Raw genomic sequence first — 24,241 nt, 5'->3', positions numbered from 1 at the left:
GCGGCGAGGTTCTCAGGTCCGCGAATCGGCGGTCCGCATCGCACCGGCCGCCGTGCCGCCGAGGTAGGTCGCCACCTGAGTTCCCGTGTGGGGTGAGGTCTCGACCACGGCATCCACCTCGTACACCCCGCGGAGCAGCTCTGAGGTGAGCACGTCGGCCGGGGGCCCCGCCGCCCGAACACCGCCATCGTGGAGCACCACGACCCGGTCGCAGAACCGTGCCGCGAGATTGAGGTCGTGCAGTGCGGTGATGACCGTCATCTCCAGCGAGGAGAGCAGAGCGAGCACGTCGAGTTGGTAGCGGATGTCGAGGTGGTTCGTCGGCTCGTCGAGCACGATCACGTCGGGATCCTGAGCGAGAGCTCGAGCGAGCTGGGCGCGCTGCTGCTCACCTCCCGACAGACTGCGCCACGTACGTGAGCGATAAAGCCCCATCCCTGTCAGCGCGAGAGCGCGTTCGATCGCGGCATGATCCTCGCTGTCCAGGGCGGCGAACGTGCCGCGGTGCGGTGTCCGTCCCAGCGCCGCGGTCTCCTGCACCGTGATGTCGTCGTGCACTTCCGGCGACTGCTCGACGATCGCGAGCCTGCGGGCCACGGACCGGCGCCTCAGGGATCGAAGGTTCTGCCCGTCGAGAAGGACCTCGCCGGCATCCGGGCGGCGCAGGCCGGCGAGGATGCGCAGCAGCGAGGTCTTGCCTGCACCGTTCGGCCCGAGGATGCCGAGCATCTCCCCCGAGCGGGCCTCGAGCGAGACGGCGTCGAGGATCGCGGTTCCGCCCGCCGACCACGCGATGCCCTGGGCAGTCAGCACGGTCATCGTCGCGCCGCCTTCCGTAGGACGAGAGCGAACACCGGCGCGCCGAGCAGCGCGGTGATGACGCCGACCGGCACCTCGTGCGGTGCGAACGCCGAGCGCGCGAAGGTGTCGACCCAGATGAGGAAGATCGCTCCTCCGAGCGCCGACAGAGGCAGCAGCATCCGGTGCGTATGACCGGCGAGCAAGCGGACGACGTGCGGGACGAGGAGCCCGATGAATCCGATCGCCCCGGATGCCGCGACCGCGGCGGCCGTCATGAGTGCGGTGAGGATCATCAGCGCCACCCTCGTGTGCGTGACGCGGATGCCGAGCGAGGCGGCCGTGTCCCATCCGAAGGTGAAGGCGTCGAGCGCCGGCGCGAACAGCAGACAGGCGACGGCGCAGATCACGATGACGAGCGACGCGACGATGAGCGGCTCCCACCGCGCGCCGCCGAGCGAGCCGAGCAGCCAGTAGGTGAACCCCCTGGTCGAATCGGCGTCGCCGTTGAGCATGAGCACGAGCGAGGTGACGGCGGAGAATAACTGCGACACGAGTACTCCGGTGAGCACGACGCGGGACGGGTTCGACACCCGGCCCCCACCGATCAGCAGCAGCACGATCGTGAAGGCGACGAGCGCTCCCCCGAATGCCCCCATCGAGAGGCTCACGGCGCCCGAGCCGAAGCCGAGGATCATGACCGCGACCGCTCCGGTGGAAGCACCGGACGAGACGCCCAGCAGGTACGGCTCGGCGAGAGGGTTGCGCGTGATCGACTGCAGCACGGCGCCGGAGACCGCGAGTCCCAGCCCCACAGTCGCGGCGAGCAGCACCCGCGGCAGCCGTGATTCCCAGATCAGTGCGTCGATGAGCGGAGAGACGGCGGGAACCGGAGCGAGCACATCGAGCCCGAGATGGCGCAGGACGATTGCGATGACGTCGAGCGGGCCGATGCTCGCCGTGCCGACGAAGGTCGCCGCGACGATGGACGCGGCGAGTGCCGCCGCGAAGAGCATGAGGACGCCCGATGACTGCAGCCGACGACGCGTGCGATCGCCGGCGGCCCGGCCGGTCGGCGCGCCGACGGTCGAGGGCTGCGAGTCGACGGTCGAGGCCGGCATGCCGACGGTCGAGGGGATCACAGCGTCGGGGGCGACGCTGCCGGTGTCGGAGCGAGCAGCGGCTGACGGATGCGGGGTCGGCATTGCGACCCCGGCATCCGTCTCGGTGACCCTCGTCATCGCCGTCCCAGAACGACGACGTCGTCGTAGTGACGCCAGATCACGCCCGCCTCGGAGAATCCGGCCGTGCGCAGCGCACTCAGGTGCAGGTCGAGTGGCGCGTGCGGCGTGGCCGGTCGATCCGCGAATCGCCGTTCACGCTCGGCCTTGTGCTGACCGAGTTCGGCGAGCGCGACGGCATCCGCCCACCATTCATCCCAGGTCTGCACGCCCTGCGAGTGCGCGGCGTGCTGGGTGCGCTCGTCATCAGCGGCCGACATCGCGCTGAGGAGGGGCTGGGTGGCGGGGTCGTATCGAAGATGATCGGCATCCATGAAGACGCCGTCGGGCGGCAGCACCGCTGCGAGCGTGGCGTACAGTGCGACGAGCTGTGCGGGCTCCAGCCAGTGCAGCGCCGTGGATGAGACGGCGACGTGCGGCGCCCCTTCGGGCAGTCCCTTCTCCCATCCCGGTGCCGCGAGATCGGCGTCGAGAGTCGTGAATCGTTCGCCGTACCGTGCACCGAGCCAGGCGCCGGCGAGTGTGAGCAGCACGGGGTCGTAGTCGACGCCGACCACTCGGGCGCGGGGGAAGCGCTCGAGTATCCGCTGCGACAGGCTGCCCGGACCGCAGGCGAGATCGAGTGCGACGAGCCCTGAGCCGTCGGATTCCAGACCCGGCGTGGTCGCGCACAGATAGGCGATGACGTCGAGCATGATCTCGAAGCGCTCTTCGCGGTTTGTGATGTACGCCGCCTGCTGGTCGTCCCAACGGCGGATCAGGTCCTCGATCGCGTGCGTCATCACTTGGCCTCCAGGTCGACGAGGCCCTGAGCGACGGTCGGAAGCGCCTGGACGCTGTGGATCGACGGGTCCATGTACTGACCGGGGACGATGATGAATCGCTCGTTGATGACGGCATCCATCGTCGAGGTCAGCGGATCGCTCTTGAGGAAGTCGATCTTCTCCTCGGCGGTGTCTCCCGGGTATCCACGGGTGAGGTCGGCGAGCACGATCACGTCGGGATCGCGCAGGGCGATCTCGTCCCAACTGACCTCCGGCCACTTGGTGGCGGCGTCGCTGAAAACGTTCTCGGCACCGAGCATCTCGGTGACGGTCTGCGGCAGGCCGCCAGGGCCCGCGACGGACGGAGTGGATGCCGAGGCCGCCGTCGAGTAGAACCAGACCAGCTTCGGCGTGCCCTCGATCTGTTCTGCGATTTCGAGCCCTTCGTCGACGACGGCCTGCTGAGCTGCGACAACCTCTTCGCCGGCATCCGGCACGTCGAAGATCTGGGCGATCGTCTCGATCTCGTCGAAGAGCATGTCGAAGGTCGCTCCGCCTTCGACGGCCACATGGTAGGTGCAGTCGAACTCGCTGAGATAGGTCGGAACGCCGAGGTCATGCAGCTCGGCGCGCTCGCCCGCATTCTCGGCGGTGAGGAAGGATGCGAAGGAGGAGTATACGAAGTCGGGTTCGGCTTCGAGCAGCGTCTCGTGCTTGAGGAGCCCGTCGGTCAGCAGCGGGATCGCGGCGTACGCGTCGGCGATGTCGTCCCCGATCGGGTCGGTCTCGTATGAGGTGCCGGCCATGCGATCTTCGAGTCCGAGCGCGATCATGATCTCGGTGGCGGACTGGTTGAGCGAGACCGCGCGCTGCGGGGCGCGCTCGATCGTGACCTCGGTGTCGCAGTTCTCGATGGTGAGAGGAAAGCTCTCGCCCCCGCCGCCGGCAGCCGCCGCGTCGTTCACGGCGGGCGCGGATGCTGCACCACAGCCGGCGAGGCCGAGCGTCGCCGCGGCGATCGCACTAATGATAATGATTCTCAGTCGCATGAACTGAGCGTATAGCTCCGCCCACGCCCGCGCGAAATCGGACCGGTGCTCGTGCGTCCGGCGCAGGTGTCGCGAGCGAGACTCAGACGGGGACCGACCGCACGACGCGTGCCGGCGAGCCGACGACGATCGACCCTGCGGGTACGTCCTTGGTGACGACGGATGCTGCGGCGACGACGGCGTCATCACCGATCGTGACTCCCGCGAGGATCGTGGCGTTGGCACCGATCCAGACGTTGCGGCCGATCGAGACCGGGGCGGGGTGCATGTCTGCGCGACGGCTCGGGGCGAGATCGTGGTTGAGGGTCGCGATCACGACGTTGTGGCCGATGAGGCAATCGTCGCCGATGGAGATGCCGCCCTGGTCCTGGAACTTGCATCCGGCATTGATGAAGATCCGCTTGCCGAGGGTGATGTTCCGCCCGAAGTCGGAGGAGAAGGGCGGGAACACGGTCACCGTCTCGTCGACGGGCTTGCCGATGAGCCGCGAGAGCAGCGCACGCACCTCGGCCGGCTCGCGGTACCCGCCGTTGAGTTCACCCGTGATGCGCATCGCATCCTGACTCGTTCGATGCATGATCTCGTGGAGCGGCGAGTCTCCCGTGATGGTGCGTCCGGAATTCAGTTCGGCCAGAAGATCTTCCAGGTCCATAGTGCGCCTCCTATTGCGGGTCTCGTGATCAGTCTGGGGTGCGAGAGTAGAGATTGCGACCTCGCGGCCCGCACGTTCGTAAGGTCGGAGCCGAGACGAACACGCCCCTCGAGGCTCAGCCACGAGACTGGATCGGTTCTCAGTAGGCTGACGGCGTGATGTCACGTGCGAAACGAGAAGCGACAGTACCCGCAGCAGATACAACTCGGCCAACCGCGATTACAGTCAGCGACGTCGTCGACACCGCACTGCGAATCATTGATACTCGAGGCCTGCAGTCGTTGTCGATTCGAACGATAGCCGCGGACCTGTCACTGTCGCCGATGTCTGTTTACAAGTACGTCGGCTCCAAGACTGAGCTCCTGGATCTTGTTCTTCTGCGCATCATCTCACTGATGGAGATTCCCCCCGCATTCGAGACCGACTGGATGGAACGAGTCATCACGACGATGTCAGCATGGCGACAGCTACTCCTCGCTCATCCCGATGCCGTGCCGCTGCTCATGGAACGACCGATCCCGCGTGGTTCCGACGGACTGGCCCGGATGCAGGAGTCCATACTGGCAAGTCTCGAACAGGCGAACATCGTGGGAACGGCCGCAGCTCAAGCGTTCTGGCAGATCTTCACCGTCACTGTAGGCCACGTGATGTTCGAACTGCCCCGTCGGGACCTGACCGATGAGAGCGTGCGCGCTCACGGCGAAGAACTGGCCAACATAGCGCGAGAACGGGGCCTGTCACGAACTCTCGAATCCGCTGACGCACTGGCGAGCGTCAGCCTTCGACCACCTTTCACCGCAACGTTGCGGACGCTGCTCCGCGGGCTGGACGCTCCCGCAAACCCGTAACTTGGGCGGGCAAAGGACTATCGGGGCTAGCGTGTCCAGATAAATACGGTGTATATATGGGCGATACACCGTATTCAATGAGGAGACCGTGACCATGACTCTTGACCTACCTATCGTTCCGTCGCCCGGCTCGCACCCGCCACAGGACGCCCTGGCTGCATCCGCGCAGTACTCAGATGTTTCCCGCATTCGACGGCTCCTCGCGGAGAGCGAGTTCGACGGCATCGTGGCGGCTTGGCCCGAGAACACCGCCTACCTCTCTGGCTTTTACCACCCAGATATGCGGCTGCTATGGGAAAGAATGCACATCGTCGTCTGGCCAAAAGGTGGCGACCCCGTCTATATCGTGCCGGCTCCGCGCGCGGACAATTGGAGTGGCAGGGATTCCGGCTCATGGGCCCCCGAGGAAAGCCGCCCATTCATCGAGGACATCCGCGGTTACGCCGGCGAACACGATGACATGGTCACCGTCACATCAGCTGTGTTGAGCGAACTCGGACTCGAGGGAGCCTACTTGGGCATCGAGGGCCGTACTGTTCCATTCAAGCTCACGAACGGGCTTGTCCGTCGAAACAACCGGATTCGGTTCGGAGACGCGTGGCCTTTGCTGAACGCGATGCGAATGGTGAAGACGCCTACAGAGCGAGAGCGGATCACGGCGACAAATCGACTCACAGCCCACCATCTCGAGAAGGGTCTGCGCTCTGCTCGCGCGGGCGAAACCGAGATCGAGGTTGCTGCCCGAATCAACGATGGACTGATTCATGACGGTGCCCACGAGCTGACCCATACGATTCTCGGCGGAGGATGCCGCGGCGGTCAGTGGCATCCATACCCCCGCCGCACAGAACTCGAGGAAGGCATGCTGATCCGATCCGATTGGGGCGTGCGTATTGACGGCTACTGGTCAGACATCGCACGGACAGCTGTGGTCGGTAGGGCTTCGCGCGAACAACGAACACGCTTCGATCACATCAGCGCCGTGCACGATACCGTCGTTGATTTCCTGAGGCCGGGCGTTGTCGCGCGCGAGGTCGCCGATTTGGCACGGCGCGAGTACGCGCGACTAGGCGAAGAATTTCGCTGGGGCATCGTCGGGCACGGCATCGGTCTCGTCGTTCACGAGGAACCACAGCTCACAGTCGACTATGAGGACCCGATCGTGGAAGGGATGACGATGCAGGTCGAGCTCGGGTGGGTCGATCCCGTGCAGGGATATCACATTGAAGACCTGGTTTACGTAGGTGCTCAGGAAACGACCAACCTGACCACTCCTGTCGGGTCGCGCCAGATCATCGAGGCCGGACTATGAGCGCCGTAAGCCGCCCGACAGTGCTGCAGCGAGCCAATAGTAAGGCGATGAAACGGCTACTTCCGATACTGGCGCTACTGTTGTTCGTCAATTATCTCGACCGCGTGAACGTCGGGTTCGCAGCTCCGACAATGAACCCTGCCATAGATCTGACAGCCACAACGTACGGGATCGGCGTCGCCGTGTTCTTCATCGGGTACGTCCTCCTGGAGATTCCCAGCAACTACGTGATGTTCCGCGTCGGTGCGCGCAAGTGGCTCTCGCGTATTGCGGTCTCCTGGGGAATCGTCGCAGCGCTGCACGCCTTGGTAGTGGATTTCCCAACCTTCGCGCTGGCTCGTGCGTTGCTCGGCATCGCAGAAGCTGGCCTGCTTCCCGGTATCTTGCTGTACATCTCGCTCTGGTTCAGCGGACCACAGCGAATCCTTGTGCTCGGTATCTATTACGTCGCCTTGCCGCTGTCGACTGCCCTGGGCGGGCCACTATCAATCTGGCTCATCGATCTCGGGGACACGACGTTCGGGATCGAGGGTTGGCGATTCATGTTCGCCTTCGAAGGAATCGCCGCTGTCGCACTCGGGATCGTGGTGTTCTTCGCGCTTCCATCCCTGCCTCGCGATGCGCGCTGGCTGACACCCGACGAGAAGGACGCGATGGCCGCGGCTTCTGAAGCCGCAGAGGCCGGACACCATCAGAAGGGCTTCCTCGGCGCACTTCGTAGCCCAGTGACACTCCGGTTGGCGGGGATCTTCTTCCTCATGACTTTCCCGATGTTCGCGATCAGTTTCTTTCTCCCGCTGGTCACTTCCGCGATCGCCGAGGCTGGCCCTGGCGCGGTGAGCCTCGTAACGTTCATTCCCTTCACACTGGGCGCGATCGGTTCGTTCGCCTGGAGCCGTTACTCTCATCGTCGAGGACTGCGTCCATGGCACTATGGGGTCCCGATCATCGTCGCCGGCATCGCTGTCCTGGCGTGTGCACTGAGCCGCAGCGGATCCTTTCCCGTGCTTCTTGGAGGCGTGACGATCGCTGCTGTGGGAATCTATTCGGCCGCGCCGATCTTCTGGAGCTTCGCCACGGGCTCGTTGTCCGGCTCAAGCTCCGCCGCAGGACTCGCGCTGATCAACACTGTCGGGAGTCTTGGCGGCTTCGTCGCGGGATACTTCACCGGTTGGCTCCGCGACGCCACCGGGGAGTACAGCCTTCCCCTTGCGGTCATGGCAGTAAGTCTCGTTCTCAGCGGCGTGATCGCGTTGCTGACGCTCGGGCGACACATCCTGTCGGTCGCGCCTGAGAGCTTGAACGAGGAGACCTCAACACCGGCGTGATCATGACACTCAACGAGCGAGAGGGTGGGGTAGGGCTGATATCAGCCCTACCCCACCCTCTCGCTGTGAGTTGAGCTCCTCGAGACAGGAAGTGCGCCATGTTGGATTACTCCGACGCGCGGCTTCGTTACGTCACACGCTGCGGCGCCTCTCCAGCACTCCGGCGCACACGATCGCCACGACACCGGCGATCGGCACGACGAGCAATCCCGCGCGCAGCCCCGCGTTGTCAGCGATGAAACCGACGAACGGCGGCGAGAGCAGGAAGCCCAGTCGCAGAAGCCACGACACGATCGTGAGCCCGGCGCCGTGTCGAAGACCCGGCAGCGCATCGGCGGCCTGCAACGCGGCGGGGATGAGGGTCGCGCTGCCGAATCCGGCGACCGCGAAGCCGAGGATCGTTCCAGGGATCGTGGGGAAAGTCAGCGCCAACCCCATCCCGACCGCGATGAGGAGTCCGCCGACCTGTGCGACGGCACGCTGCCCGAAGCGATCGACCATGCCGTCGCCGATCATCCGCCCGATGAATTGCGCGCCGACGAGGGCGATGTAGCCGGTGGTGGCGATCGCGGCCGGTGCGGCGAGATCCGCACCGAGGTAGAGGGTCGCCCACGACATTCCGGCATCCTCGACGATCGCGCCGGCGATCGACAGAAGTACGAGCGCGAAAATGACGGCCACGGTCTTTCCTGAGATACCGCGGCGCAGTGCACCGCTGATCTCCGTTCCGCCGGCGATCGCCTCTTCCTCCGTCACTTCGTCGCGCCCCGGCAGGCACATCCGCAGCGCGACCAGCGAGACGACGCAGAACACGATGGCTGAGATGCCCAGATGGATGCCGAGGGGCAGCGCCAGCGCGATCGCCGCAGCGGACATCGAGCCGCCGAGCACCGCACCGATCGACCAGATCGCATGGAAGGAGCTGATGATCGAGCGCCCGTATCCGCGCTGCACGCGGAGACTGTGCGCGTTCTGGCCGACGTCGGTGATCGCATCCGCCGCGCCGCCGAGGAAGAGGCCGAGTGCGAAGAACACGGCCGACGGCGCCAGGCCGGCGGCGAGGATGCCGAGGCTGGTGAGGATGGTGCCGACCACCGCCACCTTCGCCGACCCGAAGCGCCGGATGAGCACGGCTGCTCCGAGCCCTGCCACCATCGCGCCGGCCGGGAACGCCGCGATCGCGATTCCGTAGGTGGCGGCGTCGAGGCCGAGCTGCACCTTGATCTCGGGATAGCGCGGCAGGATGTTCGCGAACAACGCGCCGTTCGTGAGGAACAGGAGTGCGACGCCGATGCGTGCACGGCGCACGGCCGGCGCGACGACGATCGAAGAAGACATATGGACGATCGTACACGTGACGCGTACACTCGTACGCATGACGACGGATGCCGGCGCGAAGGCGCCGCGAACGAACCGGCGCTATGACCCGGATCGGCGAGAGCGGATCATCGCGAGCTGCCTCGATGTGATCGCAGAGCACGGAGTCGCCGGCACATCGCACCGGCGCGTGGCCGGCGCGGCCGGGGTGCCGCTCGGCTCGATGACGTACCACTTCTCGGGCATGGATGAGCTGCTGCGCGAGGCCTTCGGACGTTTCAGTCGGGATATCGCCGAGCAGTTCGAGCGCAGGCTCTCGGCAGCGGCCACGGTCGACGAGGCCCGTGAAGCGGTTGTCATGCTGATCGCCGAAGACGTCTTCGGCACCGAACGCGATCTCGTGCTCACCCACGAGCTGTACACCCTCGCCGCCCGCGAAGCGCCGTACCGCGAACTCACCAGCGGATGGATGGCCCGCAGCCGCGCCGCGCTCGAGCGGCACTTCGATCCGATCACGGCGAGGATGCTGGATGCCTTGATCGAGGGGCTGACGATCCATCGCGCGCTCGACGTCGTGCCGCATGACCGATCAGTCGCACGACTGGCCGTCGAACGGATCGTGGGCACCGCGCGGGGGTGAGAGCACGCGTGCATTGTCCGGCCGGACAGTCTGTGATCAAGCTCCTCGCGTCACTGCGGCGTCACTGCGATCCCCACTGGTGACGGCTCGGTGATGACTCGATTCGAGCATCGCCTCGAGGCGGCGAAGTGCGCGCACATGACGCGTCCTTGCGGTTGATTCGTTGATGGACAGCAGACGAGCAGCGTCCGCGATGCTGAAGTCGTCCCAGTAGATGAGCATCAGAAGCTCCCTCGCTCGCTCGTCGAGGCGCATCAGCACGCTTCGCACGTCGCTGGCTCGTAGCGCTGTCTCGGCTATGGCATCCGCGGCGTTGTCAGGCTCGGGCACGTCGCGGAGACGAGTTCGTAGCGCGTTCGCGAGGTCGATCGACTTCACTGCTTTCCGGCGATGCTCGCGGAGCACGTTGCGGGCGATTCCGAAGCACCACATTCTGGCACCCTCGTCCGTGGTCGGCACCCGTGCACCCTTCTCCCACAGAACGAGGAACACATTGCCGAGCAGGTCCGCTGCATCCTCTCGCTGGTTCACTCGTCGCGTCAGATAGCGGAGAAGATCGTCGGCATTGTCTTGGATGACGAGCTCGACCCAGTCGTGAATCTCCGGAGGGAGTGACCGTCGACGCATCAATGGAGTTGGCCTTTGCAATCCATGGTGCTGCCGGAGGACCATCCGTCGTGCATCAGGTCGTCGGGTATCTCCTCCCAGATCACTTCTGTGGCGCGGAAGAACGATGACTGGTCCCGCAGTTCCGGAGTATCGACTTCCCACTCGTCGTTGGGACCGGGAACGAACGGGTCGGCGATCGCTTTGTCGTAGATGCGCTGCCCGATACCTGTCCAATCGTGCTCGTTCATGAACGCGGCGAGCCGTTCGTCGGCCGGGCTCCGATCGGCAGGATCGCCGAAATAGATCCCGAACCGACAACTGACCTCGACACCCGTGTCGGTCGTGTACACGATGGGGATCTCTGCGTCGAGCTCGACGTGCGTCCCGTTGATGCCCAGCTGGAGAGGAATCAGCACGGCCGCACCGGTCACAGCCACGAGAGCGACGAGGCCCATGGGGACCATTGCGCGTGGACGCTTCCACCACGAGCTCCGGCCCGCGGTTCCCGTCGCGGCCGCGGCCTGAGCATCGCGGGCCATACGCTGCACGAGCCCATGGAGTGTCGCATCCTCACCCCCGGCAACCGGATCGGCGGATGCGAGATCCGACTTCAACATTTCGTTCATCGCGCTCTCCTGATCATCGTCCCGTACAAAGGACATGACGGGCGCAGGCGAACCGTCTCAGAATCGCATCAGACGAGTGACGCGCCGCATGCCGGATAGGCGAACCCGCCGGCCGGACTCGTCGAGATGCCATGCGCGACCGCCTCTCGTCAAGGGCCCGGGCTCTATGACGCCGCGCACCTACCGTGAAGCGACATGGACAGTTTCATACACCTCGGGTTCGCCGTCGCATATCTCGCGCTCCTCGTCTGGGGCGTGTGGCTGCTGTTCGCGCGACGCCGAGCGATCGCTTCCGATCTCTCCCTCCTAGTGGTGCTCGGTCTGGTCTACGACAACACCGTCATCGGGCTCGGTGCGATCATCGGCGAAGGCGACGCACTCGAAGCAATGAATGCCGCGCGCTACTGGCTGCACGCCTTCCTGACACCGCTGCTCGTTCTCGTCGCCTGGCATGTGCTGATCCGCACCGGAATGCGCTGGGCGCGCACCACCTGGGCGGCGGTGGCGGCGCTCACCGCGACTGCGGCACTCATGGTCTACGAGGTGATCGTGGGTGCGCTGCCGATGCGACTCGTGGCGCAACGGGAGTACGGCACGCTCAGCTACGGCAACGAGAACGCTCCAGGCGGACCGCCGGTCATGGTCCTCCTCGTCGCCCTCGCCCTGCTGGTGGCCGGCATCGTCGTCTGGGTTCGCGAGCGTTGGCCATGGCTCACCGTGGTCACCGTGCTGATGGTGGCCGGCAGCGCCGTCGCGCTGCCGGTCCCCAGCGCCGCGATCGTCAACGCATTCGAGCTGATCCTGCTCATCGGTATCGTCGCAACGATCGCGTTCCAGGATCGGATCGCGGCCCGCCCTGCGCCCGGCCTCACGGGATCACGATGACCTTCCCCGCGATCCGGCCCTCGGCCGCCTCCGTGTGCAGAGCCTGCAGCTCGGCCAGCGGGATCCGGCGGGTGACCTCGAGATGCAGGGCGCCGCTGTCGACGAGTGAGACCAACTCGGTGAGCCGCTCGGTGTCGCTGCGGACGAACACGACGGCCGAGCGCACGTTCCGTTCAGCGTCGTCCGGCGCCGGCATCCAGGCGGTGGTGCTCACGACGACTCCACCCGATCGGACGAGGCTCACCAGGGCGGTGAACTCCGCCGGCTCGATGGGAGCGAGGTTGAGCAGAAGGTCGACCGGCTCGGAGACCGCATCGAGCACCTCGGCCTCGGTGCGGTCGATGATCTCGTCCGCACCCGCAGCTCGCACCGCGTCGATACTCCGCGGGCTCGCGGTCGCGATCACGTGCGCCCCGGCTCGCTTCGCCAGGGCGATGGCGTACTTTCCGACCACCCCGCCGGCGCCGACGATCAGCACCCGCTGACCGGCCTCGAGCCCTCCGTCGTCGAACAGCGCCTGCCACGCGGTGAGCGCGACTGATGGCAGAGCCGCAGCATCCGCGAGCGGCACGCTGGTCGGTGCCGCGACGAGCACATCCGCGGGTGCGACGACGTACTCCGCCGCCCCGCCGTCCTCACCCATCGGTAGGAATCCGATCACCTCGTCCCCGATGGCGAACCCGTCGACTCCCTCGCCGATCGCATCGATCGTGCCCGACACGTCGTACCCCGGGACGTGCGGGAGCGTGAGTGGGATCGGCAGGAATCCTGCGCGCATGCCGTTGTCGGCAGCGCTGAACGCGGATGCCGCGACCCGCAGCCGCACCTGCCCCGCACCCGGCTCTGGTCGATCGATCTCGCCGTACTGGAGTACCTCTGGTCCGCCCACTTCGTGGAACCGTACTGCCTTCATGATCCTGTCCTCTCATTTCGAATGTGCTTCGAATTCGAAGCACATGGCGACAGTAGCACTGCTTTGAATTCGAAGCAACACGTATACTTGAAGCATGAGCACTCGCCCTCCCCAGCTCTCCTCCACCGAGCTCGCGGCCTACTTCGCCTTCACCGAGGTGAGCAGCCTTCTGCGGCATGCGGTGGAGAAGCAGTTGCGCGACGTCGGAAAGCTCAGCTACGTGCAGTTCCAGGTGCTCGCGCGGCTGAGAGACGCACCGAACGGCAGCCAGCGGATGACGGACCTCGCCGACGACCTCGTCTACAGCCGCAGCGGTCTGACGTACCAGGCCCAGTTGCTCGAGGAGCGCGGCCTGCTCACCCGCACGCCCTCCCCCGAAGACGAACGCAGCACGATCGCCGCCATCACGGCTGAGGGACGCGAGGTGCTTGCGAAGGTGTTCCCCGGGCACATCGAAGTCGTCAAGAGCCTGCTGTTCGAGTCACTCGCCGGCGACGATGTCGAGGTGCTCGCCCGAGTGATGACGCAGGTCAGCGGTCACCTGCGCGCGAACCCTCCGCGGTCTGCGACGAGGCGGCGGAGCAGCAAGACGGCGTAGCGGCTTGCGGCGGGGAGACGTTCACGGTGCGACGCACGGGACGTGACATACTCGCGAAGCACAAGGAGACGCCGCTCGCCGACCTCGCCGTCAACGCGGTGGACTGCTGATGCACCCCGGCATCCTCGAAGGAGCTCACCATGCCCAACGCCCTCGTCACCGGCAGTTCCCGCGGCATCGGTCGCGCGATAGCGCAGAACTTCGCTCGCCGCGGTGATCGGGTCGCCGTGCACTACTCCAGCGATCGGGCAGCCGCGGAGCAGACGCTCGCATCCCTCCACGGCACCGGGCACGCGATCGTCGGCGGCGATATCGGTACACCCGCAGGCAGCCAGCAAGTCGTCGACGATGCGGTCGCCGCACTCGGATCGCTCGACATCCTGGTCAACAACGCCGCGGTCGCGCCGAACGCAGGCAACGCGCACCGGCCCGACTCGACCACATTCGAGCAGTGGCAACAGGCTTGGATCCCGATGGTGCAGGTCAACCTGCTCGGGGCCGCGAACGTGACCCTGTTGTTCGCCCAGCACCTGATCGCCCGCGGATCCGGCGGCGCGATCGTGAACATCGGCTCGCGCGGCGCCTTCCGCGGCGAGCCCGATCACCCGGCCTACGCAGCGACGAAGGCCGGCTTGCAGGCGCTCGGGCAGTCGATGGCGCTCGCATTGGCCCCGCACGACATCGCGGTCGCCTCGGTGGCGCCCGGCATGATCGCGACCGAGCGTCAGGCCGAGATCCTCTCCGGCGCATCGGGCGACCGCATCAAGGAACAGAGTCCATTCGGTCGAGTGGGAACGCCGGACGAGGTCGCCGAAGCCGTCGCCTACCTCACATCGGGTTCGGCAACATGGGCATCGGGCACGATCCTTGACTTCAACGGGGCCTCTCACCTTCGATGAGCGACCTGAAGGATGCTGGCGGTCGCTCGCTGCAGCGCCCTATGCCTGCAGCACGGAATCCAGCAGCCCAGGGAACAGGGCGTCGAGATCGTCGCGCCGCAGCGTCAGCATCCGTCGGCGCCCGTTGGGCTCGTTGCGGATGACGCCGGCCTCGCGCAGCACCTTCATGAAGTGCGACTTGGTCGACTTCGGCAGGTTGGGATCGGTGGCGTGACAGGCGGCCATGTCGAGGGGGCCGTCGGCGAGCTGGCGCGCGATCGCGAGGCGCTCAGGGTCGCTGAGCGCGAAGAGAACGTCCGTCAGCTGGATGTCGGAGCGCTCCGGATGCGGGAGATCACCGGGCATGGTTCGATAATAGTTGAACAATTGAAGAAGGGCGAGTACGCTCCGATAGTTCGATGATTCTCGAACCGACAGAGTCTCGAACTCGAGGAGCACGCATGACCACGACCGAACCGATCGCCATCCGGCAGACCAGCCCCGGCATCCCGTCGTACTCACGCTCCGCCCGCACGCGCTTCGGATTCGCGCTGGCGGTCGTGGCGCAGATCCTGATGATGGCCGGCGCGAGCGCACCCTCGCCCTTCTATCCGGTCCTCGCCGAGCAGATCGGCTTCGCCCCGATCGTGATCACCGCCGTGTTCGCGGTCTACGCGATCGCGCTGCTGCTCACGCTGCTCACCGCCGGGTCGCTGTCCGATCACGTCGGCCGGCGTCCGGTCGCGATCGTCGGATTCGTCCTGCTCGCGGGCAGCATGCTGCTGTTCTCGCACGCGGACTCGGTCGCGCTGCTCTTCATGGCACGCATCATCCAGGGCATCGCGAGCGGGCTCCTGCTCTCTGCGCTCTCCGCCTCAGTGCTCGACCTCGCGCACCCGGCCCGCCCCGCGACCGCGGCGCTGTGGAACGCGCTCGCCCCGGGCATCGGCCTCGCGACCGGTGCGCTCCTGTCCGGCGCCGCGCTCGACATCTTGGGCGAACCGCTGGTCGATGTGTTCGTACCGCTCACGGGTGCCTACTTCGTCCTCGCGGTGCTCTTCTTCTTCGCCCCCGAGACCGCCCCGAAGAAGCCGGGAGTCTGGGCCTCGCTGCAGTTCCGCCTCTCGATCCCGCCGGCGATCCGTGCGGACTTCTGGCGCGCAGCGCCCGCTGTCGTCGCGGGCTGGGCGACCGGCGGACTGTTCCTCTCCCTCGGCGCGAACATCGTGCACAACGAGCTCGGCGGCGTCGCGCACATCTGGCAGGGTCTCGGCGTCGCGATCCTCACCGGCGTCGGGGCGATCACGGCGTTCGTCCTCCGCCGCCGCTCACCGCGAACTATCACGATCTTCGGCACCGCCGCCCTCGCCGCCGGGACGGCGATGTCTCTCGGAGCCCTCGCCCTCGGCTCGCTCCCGGCCTACCTCATCGCCGCCGGCGTGACCGGGATGGGCTTCGGCACCGCGTTCTCGGGCGTGATCGCGTCGCTCGCACCGCGCATCCCCGCGACCGAGCGCGCCGACACGTTCGCGGTCATCTTCCTTCTCGCGTATCTCGCGTTCGGCGTGCCGGCCGTGATCGCGGGGATGCTGGTCGGCGTCGTCGGGCTCGGTGCGGTGTGCGTCGGCTACGGCGTGGTCGTCATCGCGCTCTCGGTGCTGGCGCTGGTGTTCCGGGTGCGCAGCAGGATCTGAGGATGCCGCGACCTCACCGCACGCGCAGGAACTCCTCGACCTCGTCCGCGGTCGGAGCGGTCGTCGGCCCGCGACGCGTGACCTTGATCGCCGCCGCGGCGTTCGCACGTCGGCACGCGTCCACCCAGGTCGCACCTTCGGCGACGCCCGCCAGCAGCGCACCGGTGTGGGTGTCGCCGGCGCCGTTGGTGTCGACGGGAGTCTGCGGAAAGCCCGGTACGTAGGTGCTCTCGCCGTGCGCGTGCACCGCGCATCCTTCAGCTCCGTCGCGCACGATGGTGACGGCGCCGGCGCGCATGAGCGGGACCAGTGCGCGTGCATGCGCCACGATCTCGCGTTCGGATGCGTGGGTCGAGTCCTCGACGGGCACAGCCAGCGCAGCCAGCAGATCGGTCGCCTCCTCGGCATTGCCCGTCCACACGTCGGTGCGGGCGAGCATCGCGTCGCGCACGTCGGCAGGCAGCTCGGCGAAGGCCGCACCGGGGTCGAGGACGACGACAGCATCCTCGGGAAGCGTCTTCAACCACGTCAGCAGCGGATCGCGGGTCTGCGCGACGGCCAGCGAGTATCCGGTGACGCAGACGAGATCGCCGGGCTGCACGTCGGCGGTGGCGAGCGAGTCGACAGTGATCTCGCGCTCCGCGCCCAGCGTCGTGACGAACGTGCGCTCCGCGGAGGGCTCGATCAGCACGACGCACACCCCGGTGTCCTGCGTGGTCACCGGCGGGGCGGATGCGGCGATGCCGTCAGCATCCAGCGCTTCACGGATCAGATCGCCGTATGGACCGGTGCCGATCGCCCCGGCATGCAGGCAATCGGCGCCGAGCCGCGCCGCCGCGAGCAGCACGGTGACGGAGCCGCCCGCGTACTCGGCCACGGAGTCGGCCATCAGGTTCTGTCCGCGCGCGGGAAGGTCTGCCACTTCGATGACCAGGTCGACCAGGGCTTGTCCGGTGTGGATCACCCGTGGTCGGCGCACATCCTGCGCGAGGAGGTCATCGGTCTCGGCAGGGCTGCGCATGCGGACAGCATATCCATCAGGATCTGCGGACGGTCGGCTACCGCCCGACGAGCATCCCCCGCAACTCCGCCGCCTCATCATCCGGCATCGAGTACGAGTGCTCCGTCGCCGGATACGCTCCCGAACGCACGTCTTCGGCGTACGCCGCGACCCCGGCGACAGCATCCGTCCGCAAGTCTGCGTAGCGCTTGACGAACTTCGCCGCACCGCCGTCGTACAGCCCGAGCAGGTCGTGGAATACGAGTACCTGGCCGTCGGCATCCGCTCCCGCGCCGATCCCGATCACGGGGATTCGCATGAGCGGCTTGAGTGCGGCAGTCACCTCCGACGGCACGGCTTCGATGACGAGCAGCGAGCAACCGGCATCCTGCAGGGCCAGCGCGTCATCGATCACGGCACGCGCAGCTTCGGCACTGCGACCCTGCGCGCGGTACCCGCCGAGAGCAGTGGCGGTCTGCGGGGTGAGCCCGACATGCCCCACGACCGGGATGCCGGCGGAGACGAGAGCGCGTGCGCGGTCGACCGAGGTGCCGCCGCGCTCGATCTTCACGAGGTCGCAGCCGGCCTCCTTGATGAAACGCTGCGCCGTGGCGATGGCGAGCGCGTCGGATGCCTCGTACGATCCGAACGGCAGATCGCCGACGAGCAGCGGAATCGTCAGACCGCGCCGCACCGCGCGAGTGAGCATGAGCATCTCGTCGACCGTGACAGGCACGGTGCTGTCGTAGCCGAGCACCGTCATCGCACCCGAGTCGCCGACCAGCACGACGTCAACGCCGGCGGCCTCGACGATCTGCGCACCGGGATGGTCGTAGGCGGTGACCATGACGATCGGCTCACCGACGCGTTTCTTCTCGGCGAGACCCGCAAGAGTGACCCGCGTGCGCGTCGTCGCGTGCACGCTCATGCGCCTGCTCCGACCGAAGAAGAGGCCTCGGTCAGCAGCCGGTCCACGACGTCGTCGACCTGGATGATCCGGTTCGCCCGGTCGACGTGCACCACGACGGGTTCGTACGTCTCGAGGTCTTCGCGCGAGTAGTCGGCGTAGGAGATGACGATGATGGTGTCGCCGGAGTGCACGAGGCGGGCAGCGGCGCCGTTGACCTGGATGACACCGGATCCGCGCTCCCCGGCGATCGTGTACGTCTCGAAACGCGCGCCGTTGTCGACGTCGACCACGTGCACCTGCTCGTGCGCGAGGATGTCGGCGGCCTCGAGCAGATCGGGGTCGATCGTGATCGAGCCGACGTAGTTGAGGTCGCTGCCGGTGATGGTGGCGCGGTGGATCTTCGACTTCAGCATGGTGCGACGCATCAGGCGCTCCGTTTCAGGATGTGGTTGTCGATCAGTCGGGCAGCGCCCACGCGGGCGGCGACGGCGAGGAGGGCGTCGCCTTCGACGCTCGTGACGGTCTGCAGGCTCTCGGCGTCGCGGAGCTCGAGGTACTCGGGCGTGATGCCGGCCTCGTCGAGCACCCGGCTCGCGGCGGAGAGGATGCTGTCGCCGTCGCGCTCGCCCGACTCATGCAGAGCCGCGGCAGCGTCGAGTGCACGGTTGAGTGCCGTGGCCTGCACGCGGGCATCGGCGTCGAGGTAGACGTTGCGGGAGCTCATGGCGAGTCCGTCGGCTTCACGCACGATCGGGCACGCTTCGATGCGCACGTCGAGGTCGAGGTCGCGCACGAGACGGCGGACGACGGCGATCTGCTGCGCATCCTTCTGCCCGAAGTACGCGACGTCGGGGCGGACGATGCCGAACAGCTTGGCGACGATGGTGGCGACGCCGTCGAAGTGGTGCGGTCCGCGGGCCGCGCCGTCGAGCATCTCGGTGACGGCCGCGACGTGGATGCTGGTCGCGAAACCGTCGGGATAGATCTCGGCTGCATCGGGGGCGAAGAGGATGTCGACGCCTTCCTGCTCGGCGCGCGCGGCATCCGCCTGCTCGTCGCGGGGATAGCTGCCGAGGTCTTCGTTCGCACCGAACTGGGTCGGGTTGACGAACAGCGAGACGACGACGAGGTCGGCGTTCTTCCGCGCCTCGCGCATCAGCGAGACGTGGCCGTCGTGGAAGGCGCCCATGGTCGGGACGAGACCCACTCTGTGACCGGCGCGCCTCGCGTTCTCGACGACGGCACGCACTTCAGGAATCGTGCGGAGAATTCTCATGCCGTGGCCTTCTCGCGGGCGATCGCACGCGTGGCGGCGGCGAGCTCGTCGAAGAGACTCGTCAGCGCGGGGTCGGCTTCGTCGACGGCCGCGCGCTGGCGAGCGATCGTGACCTCGTCGCCGCGGGCGATCGGTCCGGTGAGGGATGCTGCCGCGCCCCCGCCCTGCCAGTTGTCGACCGTGCGCCGGAGGAGCGGAGCGAGGAGGTCGCGCGCCTCGTCGGCCGCGATGCCGGCGGATGCCGCGAGCTGCTCCGCCGCGTCGAGCACGGTCAGAACGAAGTTCGAGGCGAACGATGCGGCCGCGTGATAACCGGCACGGTGGGCGTCGTCGATCTCGAAGGGGCTGGCACCGAGGGTGCGTGCGAGCTGCGCGGCCAGACGCTGATCGTCTAGGGTGCGACCGGAGATCGCGGCGCCGATGCCGTGGAACACGTCAGGGGACTCGGCACCGGTGAACGTCTGCAGCGGATGCACGCTGAAGTCGACATCATCGAGCGGGGTGGCGCCCGAGACGTGACCGATGCGGGTCGCCGTCCGTCGAGCCGAGGCTGCGGCTTCGGGGATGGCCGAGTCGGGGACGCAGAGGATCGCGATGTCCACGTCGGGAACGCCACCACCGCGTCCGAGCGGACCGTGGACGACGATGCCCTGCGCGCGGAGCGCCCGCGCGAGCACGCCACCGAGGCGGCCGGCGCCGATGATGGCGATGGTCGTCTCGGGCGCGAGAGTGACGGAGGATGTCATGGTGATTCGGGGCCGGGATCGGACGGCTCAGATGCCACGAGTATCCGCCCGCTCGGCGTGTCGCACCAAATCCAGATGCAAAACGCACACCATCGCGACACTTCTGGTGGGCTATATGCGCATGAACAACGCAATCGGCATTACGTATTGATCCGGGCGCGAAGAGCGAGCTCAGCGCACCAGACAGGGCCGTTTGCTGTCGAACGTCCAGTCCTTCACGAGGTACTGCATCCCGATGGCGTCGTCGCGCGCACCGAGTCCGTGCTCGACGTACAGCTCGTGCGCCTCGGCCAGACTTGCACGATCGAGCGTCACCCCGAGCCCTGGCTGTTCGGGCACGCGCACCGCTCCGTCGCGGATCTGCGGAGCGTCGACGGTCAGCTGCTGACCGTCCTGCCAGATCCAATGCGTGTCCAGCGCCGTGATCTCGCCCGGCGCCGCCGCGCCCACCTGAGTGAACATCGCCAGAGAGATGTCGAAGTGGTTGTTCGAGTGCGAACCCCACGTGAGATCGAAATCGTCGCAGAGCTGCGCCACCCTGACCGAACCGGCCATGGTCCAGAAGTGCGGGTCCGCGAGGGGGATGTCGACGGCATCCGATCGGATCGCATGCGCCATCTCGCGCCAATCGGTCGCGATCATGTTCGTCGCCGTGCGCAGTCCGGTGCGCCGACGGAACTCCGCCATCACCTCACGCCCCGAGAACCGCCCCTCCGCACCGCACGGGTCCTCGGCGTACGCGAGCACATCCCGCAGGCGATGCCCGATGCGCACGGCATCCTCCAGCAGCCACGCCCCGTTCGGGTCGAGCGTGACGCGCGCCTCGGGGAACCGCTGCGCGAGAGCGGTGACGACGTCCGCCTCGACCTCGGCGTCGAGCACTCCGCCCTTCAGCTTGAAGTCGGCGAAGCCGTAGCGCCGCTGCGCCGCCTCGGCCAGACGCACGACGCCGTCCGCGGTCATCGCCTCTTCGCGCCGCACGCTCTCCCATGATCCGGCGTCGCCGCCCTCCCGCAGATACGGCAGATCGGTGCGATCCGGATCGCCTACGAAGAACAGATAGCCGAGCATCGGCACACTCTCGCGCTGCTGCCCGTCGCCGAGCAGCTCAGCGACCGGAACCCCGAGGTGCTGGGCGTGCAGGTCGAGCAGCGCCGACTCGATCCCGGTGACGGCGTGCACCGTCGTGCGCAGATCGAACGTCTGCAGCCCGCGCCCTCCGGCATCGCGGTCGGCGAACCGCGTCGCGACCGCCCGCAGCAGCGAGCGGTACCGGCCGACGGGCTGCCCCGCGAGCATCTCCCCCGCCTCCGCGATCGTCGAACGGATCGACTCGCCACCGGGAACCTCACCCAGGCCCTCTCGCCCGTCCGAATCCGTCGCGATCACGATGTTCCGCGTGAAGAACGGCCCGTGAGCACCGGAGAGGTTCAGCAGCATCGAGTCGTGCCCGGCGACCGGGACGACCTCGATCCGCTCGACGGTGGGAACGGTCACGCCGACGCCTCGCCGCGCCCGTCGACCAGCCGAGGGATGTTCCACGGGTTCGCATCGCGCAGCGGCTCCGGCAACAGCTCGTCGGGGATGTTCTGATACGCCACCGGGCGCAGGAAGCGCTCGATCGCCAGGGTTCCCACACTCGTCGAACGCGAGTCGCTCGTCGCAGGGAACGGACCGCCGTGCACCATCGCGTGCCCGACCTCCACACCTGTCGGCCAGCCGCCCGCGAGGATGCGCCCGACCCTGCGCTCGAGCACGGGCAGCAGCGCGGCGGCGAGCTCGTGATCGGCCGGGGACAGCTGCAGCGTCGCGGTCAGCTGGCCCTCCAACTGCGATGCGGCCTCGACCAGCTCCGCGGCATCTCCGTAGCGCACCACCAGCGACGCCGCGCCGAAGATCTCGTCGTGCAGTACGTGGTTCTCCTCGAACGAGGAGATGTCGGCGGTGTGGATCACCGGCGCCGGAGCGTGCGGGCCGTCGCCGTCCGCCCCTCGTGCGAGCACCTCGGCATTGGCGTCGCGCGTGGCGACGCCGTCACGCCACGCGGCGGCGATGCTCGGCGAGAGCATGGTCTGCCCTGTCGAGTCGAGCACCGCACCCGAGACGGCGCGCACGAACTCGTCGCCCTTCTCGCCGCGCGGCACGAACACGATCCCGGGCTGCGTGCACAGCTGCCCGCTCGACCCGGTCGCGCTCTGCACGTATCCGGAGGCGAGCGCCGCGATGTCGCCGTCGAGCGCCCCTGGCAGGATGAACACCGGGTTGACCGAGCTCATCTCGGCGTACACCGGAATCGGCACCGGCCGCTCCTGCGCCGTGCGCACGAGCGCGAGGCCGCCTTCCCTGGAACCGGTGAACCCGACGGCATGGATGCCGGAATCGGCGACGAGCGCCTGGCCGACGCTGCGTCCAGGTCCGAAGATGTGCGAGAACACTCCAGGATGCAGTCCGTTCGCCTCGATCGCCCGTGCGATCGCGGACGCGACGAGCTCGCTCGTGCCGGGGTGCGAGCTGTGCGCCTTGAAGACGACAGGGCAGCCTGCGGCGAGCGCGGATGCCGTGTCTCCGCCCGCGGTCGAGAACGCGAACGGGAAGTTCGACGCCCCGAACACCGCCACCGGCCCGAGCGGGATCTTGCGCTGGCGGATGTCGAGTCGCGGCATCGGCGTGCGATCGGGCTGCGCGGGGTCGATCCGCACTCCGCGATACCGCCCTGCGCGCACGACGTCGGCGAACAGGCGCAGCTGTCCGGTCGTCCGCGCCCGCTCTCCGACCAGACGCGCCTGCGGCAGCCCGGTCTCCCGCATCGCCCGCTCGATCAGCGGGTCGCCGATCGCCTCGATCTCGTCGGCGACAGACTCGAGGAACGCGGCGTGCGCCTCCGGGTCCAGACGCGAGAACGACTCGAACGCCTCGGCCGCGGCGGCCGTCGCCTCACGCAGCTGCTCGACGTCGATCTGCGAGTACGGCGGCTCGAGCTGCTCGTTCGTGTCCGGCGCGATGGCGTGCAGCGCCGTGCCTGTGCCCGGCACGGAACGTCCGGCGATCGAAGAATGGCCGGTGAGGACGACGGCGGTCATGTCACACTCCTTGAGTCAGCGATGCGTATATGAAGGGATAGCAGGGATCAGGCCGGAACCGACGCGCGCACTCCGGCGCGCTCGATCAGCGCCAGCAGGTCGGCGTCGTCCTGCTCCGAGAGGTCGTGCAGAGGCGGACGCACCGGCCCGACACCGCGTCCGGTCACCCGCAGCCCCGCCTTGACGATGGATACGCCGAATCCGCGCCCGCGGTCGCGGATCGCAAGGTACGGCAAAACGAAACGGCCGAGCTTCTCGGTGACGGCGGCGCGGTCCTGCGCCCGCACGTCACGGTAGAACTCGAGCGCGAACTCTGGGACGAAGTTGAACATCGCCGAGGAGTACGTGCTCATGCCCATCTGCAGCAGGGGCAGCGCATAGGTCTCGGCGGTCGGAAGGCCGCCCAGGTAGAACAACCGCTCGCCGTTGCGCACGTAGACCGACGCGAGGTGCTCGATGTCGGCTGTCGCATCCTTGAAGCCGATCACGTTCTCGTGGCGGTCGGCGAGGATCGCCATGGTCTCGGCCGAGTAGATCGCGTTGCCGCGGTTGTAGACGATGATCGCGAGGCGCGTCGCGGCGGCGATCGCCGAGACGTGCTCGACGAGGCCCGCCTGGTCGCACTCGGTCAGGTAGGGCGGCAGCACGAGGAGGCCCTCTGCTCCGGCCTCCTCGGCGGCACGGGCGTTCGCGATCGCATTGCGGGTCCATCCGCCGGCCGATGCGAGCACCGGCACCTCTGGCCGCGTCGACTCCACCGCCGCGCGGACGACGAGGGCCGACTCGGCCGGGTCGAGACTGAAGCCCTCGCCCGTGCCGCCCGCCGCGAAGAGCCCGGCGACGCCGAAGCCGGCCTGCCATTCCACGTGCTCGCGGTAGCGCTTCTCGTCGAACTCGAGCTCGGGCGTGAACGCCGTCGCAGGGAAGGAGAGGAGACCATCGCGAAGGTGGTCGGCCAGCTCGGTGGGCGTGAATCGTGCCACGGTGCACTCCTGGGGTTTCTCGCCGGGGTCCGGCTGGGGTTGCTGCCGGTGACCGGCGGGGATCTGAACAATGGTCACGCTAGGCGTGAAACGA

The 24,241-nt window shown here is 67.4% G+C and carries 26 protein-coding genes; 8 read left to right on the top strand and 18 right to left on the bottom strand.

What is annotated here, in order from left to right; all coding sequences use genetic code 11:
* Window positions 1–12 precede the first annotated feature (12 nt).
* From ACYVG2_RS06410 to ACYVG2_RS06390, 5 genes are all read right to left on the bottom strand, one after another.
* On the bottom strand, window positions 13–819 hold the full coding sequence (locus ACYVG2_RS06410; protein WP_460780205.1) for an ABC transporter ATP-binding protein: 807 nt from the start codon (window positions 817–819) through the stop codon (window positions 13–15).
* Window positions 816–2,039 (bottom strand): FecCD family ABC transporter permease, encoded by a 1,224-nt coding sequence (locus tag ACYVG2_RS06405; RefSeq protein WP_460780204.1) that lies wholly within the window; start codon window positions 2,037–2,039, stop codon window positions 816–818. Before ACYVG2_RS06405 ends, ACYVG2_RS06410 begins: the two co-directional genes overlap by 4 nt.
* On the bottom strand, window positions 2,036–2,821 hold the full coding sequence (locus ACYVG2_RS06400; protein WP_460780203.1) for a class I SAM-dependent methyltransferase: 786 nt from the start codon (window positions 2,819–2,821) through the stop codon (window positions 2,036–2,038). Before ACYVG2_RS06400 ends, ACYVG2_RS06405 begins: the two co-directional genes overlap by 4 nt.
* A complete protein-coding gene (locus ACYVG2_RS06395) occupies window positions 2,821–3,852 on the bottom strand; it encodes an ABC transporter substrate-binding protein (RefSeq protein ID WP_460780202.1) in 1,032 nt (343 codons plus the stop codon). The genes ACYVG2_RS06400 and ACYVG2_RS06395 overlap by 1 nt, the downstream gene beginning before the upstream one ends.
* Window positions 3,853–3,934: 82 nt before the next feature.
* Window positions 3,935–4,504, bottom strand: coding sequence for a DapH/DapD/GlmU-related protein (locus ACYVG2_RS06390; RefSeq protein ID WP_460780201.1), 570 nt, complete (start codon window positions 4,502–4,504; stop codon window positions 3,935–3,937).
* Window positions 4,505–4,662: 158 nt separating this feature from the next.
* Here ACYVG2_RS06390 and ACYVG2_RS06385 point away from each other — a divergent pair, with 158 nt between their 5' ends.
* The 3 genes from ACYVG2_RS06385 (at window position 4,663) to ACYVG2_RS06375 (ending at window position 7,992) form a co-directional block, all read left to right on the top strand.
* Entirely contained in the window at window positions 4,663–5,352 is a 690-nt protein-coding gene (locus ACYVG2_RS06385) for a TetR/AcrR family transcriptional regulator (protein WP_460780752.1), read from the top strand.
* Window positions 5,353–5,446: 94 nt separating this feature from the next.
* The gene (locus tag ACYVG2_RS06380; protein ID WP_460780751.1) at window positions 5,447–6,664 is read left to right on the top strand and encodes a M24 family metallopeptidase; all 1,218 of its coding nucleotides are present in this window, start codon (window positions 5,447–5,449) and stop codon (window positions 6,662–6,664) included.
* Complete coding sequence (locus ACYVG2_RS06375; RefSeq protein ID WP_460780200.1) at window positions 6,661–7,992, top strand: MFS transporter; 1,332 nt, start codon at window positions 6,661–6,663, stop codon at window positions 7,990–7,992. The genes ACYVG2_RS06380 and ACYVG2_RS06375 overlap by 4 nt, the downstream gene beginning before the upstream one ends.
* A 132-nt stretch (window positions 7,993–8,124) precedes the next feature.
* Here ACYVG2_RS06375 and ACYVG2_RS06370 read toward each other — a convergent pair whose 3' ends face one another.
* Complete coding sequence (locus ACYVG2_RS06370; RefSeq protein ID WP_460780199.1) at window positions 8,125–9,330, bottom strand: MFS transporter; 1,206 nt, start codon at window positions 9,328–9,330, stop codon at window positions 8,125–8,127.
* Between the two features lie 37 nt (window positions 9,331–9,367).
* Between ACYVG2_RS06370 and ACYVG2_RS06365 the strand changes: the two genes are divergently transcribed.
* Complete coding sequence (locus ACYVG2_RS06365; protein ID WP_460780198.1) at window positions 9,368–9,949, top strand: TetR/AcrR family transcriptional regulator; 582 nt, start codon at window positions 9,368–9,370, stop codon at window positions 9,947–9,949.
* Between the two features lie 36 nt (window positions 9,950–9,985).
* Here ACYVG2_RS06365 and ACYVG2_RS06360 read toward each other — a convergent pair whose 3' ends face one another.
* The gene (locus tag ACYVG2_RS06360; RefSeq protein ID WP_460780197.1) at window positions 9,986–10,576 is read right to left on the bottom strand and encodes an RNA polymerase sigma factor; all 591 of its coding nucleotides are present in this window, start codon (window positions 10,574–10,576) and stop codon (window positions 9,986–9,988) included.
* Window positions 10,576–11,184, bottom strand: a complete 609-nt coding sequence (locus ACYVG2_RS06355; RefSeq protein ID WP_460780196.1) for a hypothetical protein — start codon at window positions 11,182–11,184, stop codon at window positions 10,576–10,578. The genes ACYVG2_RS06360 and ACYVG2_RS06355 overlap by 1 nt, the downstream gene beginning before the upstream one ends.
* Before the next feature lie 195 nt (window positions 11,185–11,379).
* Here ACYVG2_RS06355 and ACYVG2_RS06350 point away from each other — a divergent pair, with 195 nt between their 5' ends.
* A complete protein-coding gene (locus ACYVG2_RS06350; protein WP_460780195.1) occupies window positions 11,380–12,069 on the top strand; it encodes a hypothetical protein in 690 nt (229 codons plus the stop codon).
* On the opposite strand, the gene ACYVG2_RS06345 is transcribed toward ACYVG2_RS06350, so the two are convergent.
* On the bottom strand, window positions 12,053–12,982 hold the full coding sequence (locus ACYVG2_RS06345) for an NADP-dependent oxidoreductase (protein ID WP_460780194.1): 930 nt from the start codon (window positions 12,980–12,982) through the stop codon (window positions 12,053–12,055). The two genes, ACYVG2_RS06350 and ACYVG2_RS06345, sit on opposite strands and share 17 nt — an antisense overlap.
* Window positions 12,983–13,076: 94 nt before the next feature.
* Between ACYVG2_RS06345 and ACYVG2_RS06340 the strand changes: the two genes are divergently transcribed.
* Entirely contained in the window at window positions 13,077–13,580 is a 504-nt protein-coding gene (locus ACYVG2_RS06340) for a MarR family winged helix-turn-helix transcriptional regulator (protein WP_460780193.1), read from the top strand.
* 140 nt (window positions 13,581–13,720) lie between these two features.
* Window positions 13,721–14,479 (top strand): SDR family NAD(P)-dependent oxidoreductase, encoded by a 759-nt coding sequence (locus ACYVG2_RS06335; protein WP_460780192.1) that lies wholly within the window; start codon window positions 13,721–13,723, stop codon window positions 14,477–14,479.
* 39 nt (window positions 14,480–14,518) lie between these two features.
* On the opposite strand, the gene ACYVG2_RS06330 is transcribed toward ACYVG2_RS06335, so the two are convergent.
* Complete coding sequence (locus tag ACYVG2_RS06330; protein WP_448966901.1) at window positions 14,519–14,824, bottom strand: ArsR/SmtB family transcription factor; 306 nt, start codon at window positions 14,822–14,824, stop codon at window positions 14,519–14,521.
* 95 nt (window positions 14,825–14,919) lie between these two features.
* On the opposite strand from ACYVG2_RS06330, the gene ACYVG2_RS06325 reads away from it, so the two are divergent.
* Entirely contained in the window at window positions 14,920–16,152 is a 1,233-nt protein-coding gene (locus ACYVG2_RS06325) for an MFS transporter (RefSeq protein ID WP_460780191.1), read from the top strand.
* 13 nt (window positions 16,153–16,165) lie between these two features.
* Here ACYVG2_RS06325 and ACYVG2_RS06320 read toward each other — a convergent pair whose 3' ends face one another.
* The 8 genes from ACYVG2_RS06320 to ACYVG2_RS06285 all read right to left on the bottom strand — a co-directional run bounded on the left by ACYVG2_RS06320 (window position 16,166) and on the right by ACYVG2_RS06285 (window position 24,147).
* Window positions 16,166–17,173 carry a PfkB family carbohydrate kinase gene (locus tag ACYVG2_RS06320; RefSeq protein ID WP_460780190.1) on the bottom strand — a complete coding sequence of 336 codons (1,008 nt, stop codon included), beginning with the start codon at window positions 17,171–17,173 and terminating at the stop codon, window positions 16,166–16,168.
* Between the two features lie 37 nt (window positions 17,174–17,210).
* A complete protein-coding gene (gene panB / locus ACYVG2_RS06315; protein WP_460780189.1) occupies window positions 17,211–18,080 on the bottom strand; it encodes a 3-methyl-2-oxobutanoate hydroxymethyltransferase in 870 nt (289 codons plus the stop codon).
* Complete coding sequence (gene panD / locus ACYVG2_RS06310) at window positions 18,077–18,487, bottom strand: aspartate 1-decarboxylase (protein ID WP_448966905.1); 411 nt, start codon at window positions 18,485–18,487, stop codon at window positions 18,077–18,079. The genes panB and panD overlap by 4 nt, the downstream gene beginning before the upstream one ends.
* On the bottom strand, window positions 18,487–19,338 hold the full coding sequence (gene panC / locus ACYVG2_RS06305; protein WP_460780188.1) for a pantoate--beta-alanine ligase: 852 nt from the start codon (window positions 19,336–19,338) through the stop codon (window positions 18,487–18,489). The genes panD and panC overlap by 1 nt, the downstream gene beginning before the upstream one ends.
* Complete coding sequence (locus ACYVG2_RS06300) at window positions 19,335–20,084, bottom strand: DUF2520 domain-containing protein (RefSeq protein WP_460780187.1); 750 nt, start codon at window positions 20,082–20,084, stop codon at window positions 19,335–19,337. The genes panC and ACYVG2_RS06300 overlap by 4 nt, the downstream gene beginning before the upstream one ends.
* Before the next feature lie 171 nt (window positions 20,085–20,255).
* A complete protein-coding gene (locus ACYVG2_RS06295) occupies window positions 20,256–21,524 on the bottom strand; it encodes an enolase C-terminal domain-like protein (RefSeq protein ID WP_460780750.1) in 1,269 nt (422 codons plus the stop codon).
* 53 nt (window positions 21,525–21,577) lie between these two features.
* A complete protein-coding gene (locus ACYVG2_RS06290) occupies window positions 21,578–23,164 on the bottom strand; it encodes an aldehyde dehydrogenase (NADP(+)) (protein ID WP_460780186.1) in 1,587 nt (528 codons plus the stop codon).
* 47 nt (window positions 23,165–23,211) lie between these two features.
* Window positions 23,212–24,147: a 5-dehydro-4-deoxyglucarate dehydratase gene (locus ACYVG2_RS06285; protein WP_460780185.1), complete on the bottom strand. Its 936-nt coding sequence runs from the start codon at window positions 24,145–24,147 to the stop codon at window positions 23,212–23,214.
* Between the last annotated feature and the right edge of the window lie 94 nt (window positions 24,148–24,241).

This window comes from Microbacterium shaanxiense (assembly GCF_054779995.1).
This window is presented reverse-complemented; position numbering and strand designations above follow the sequence as displayed.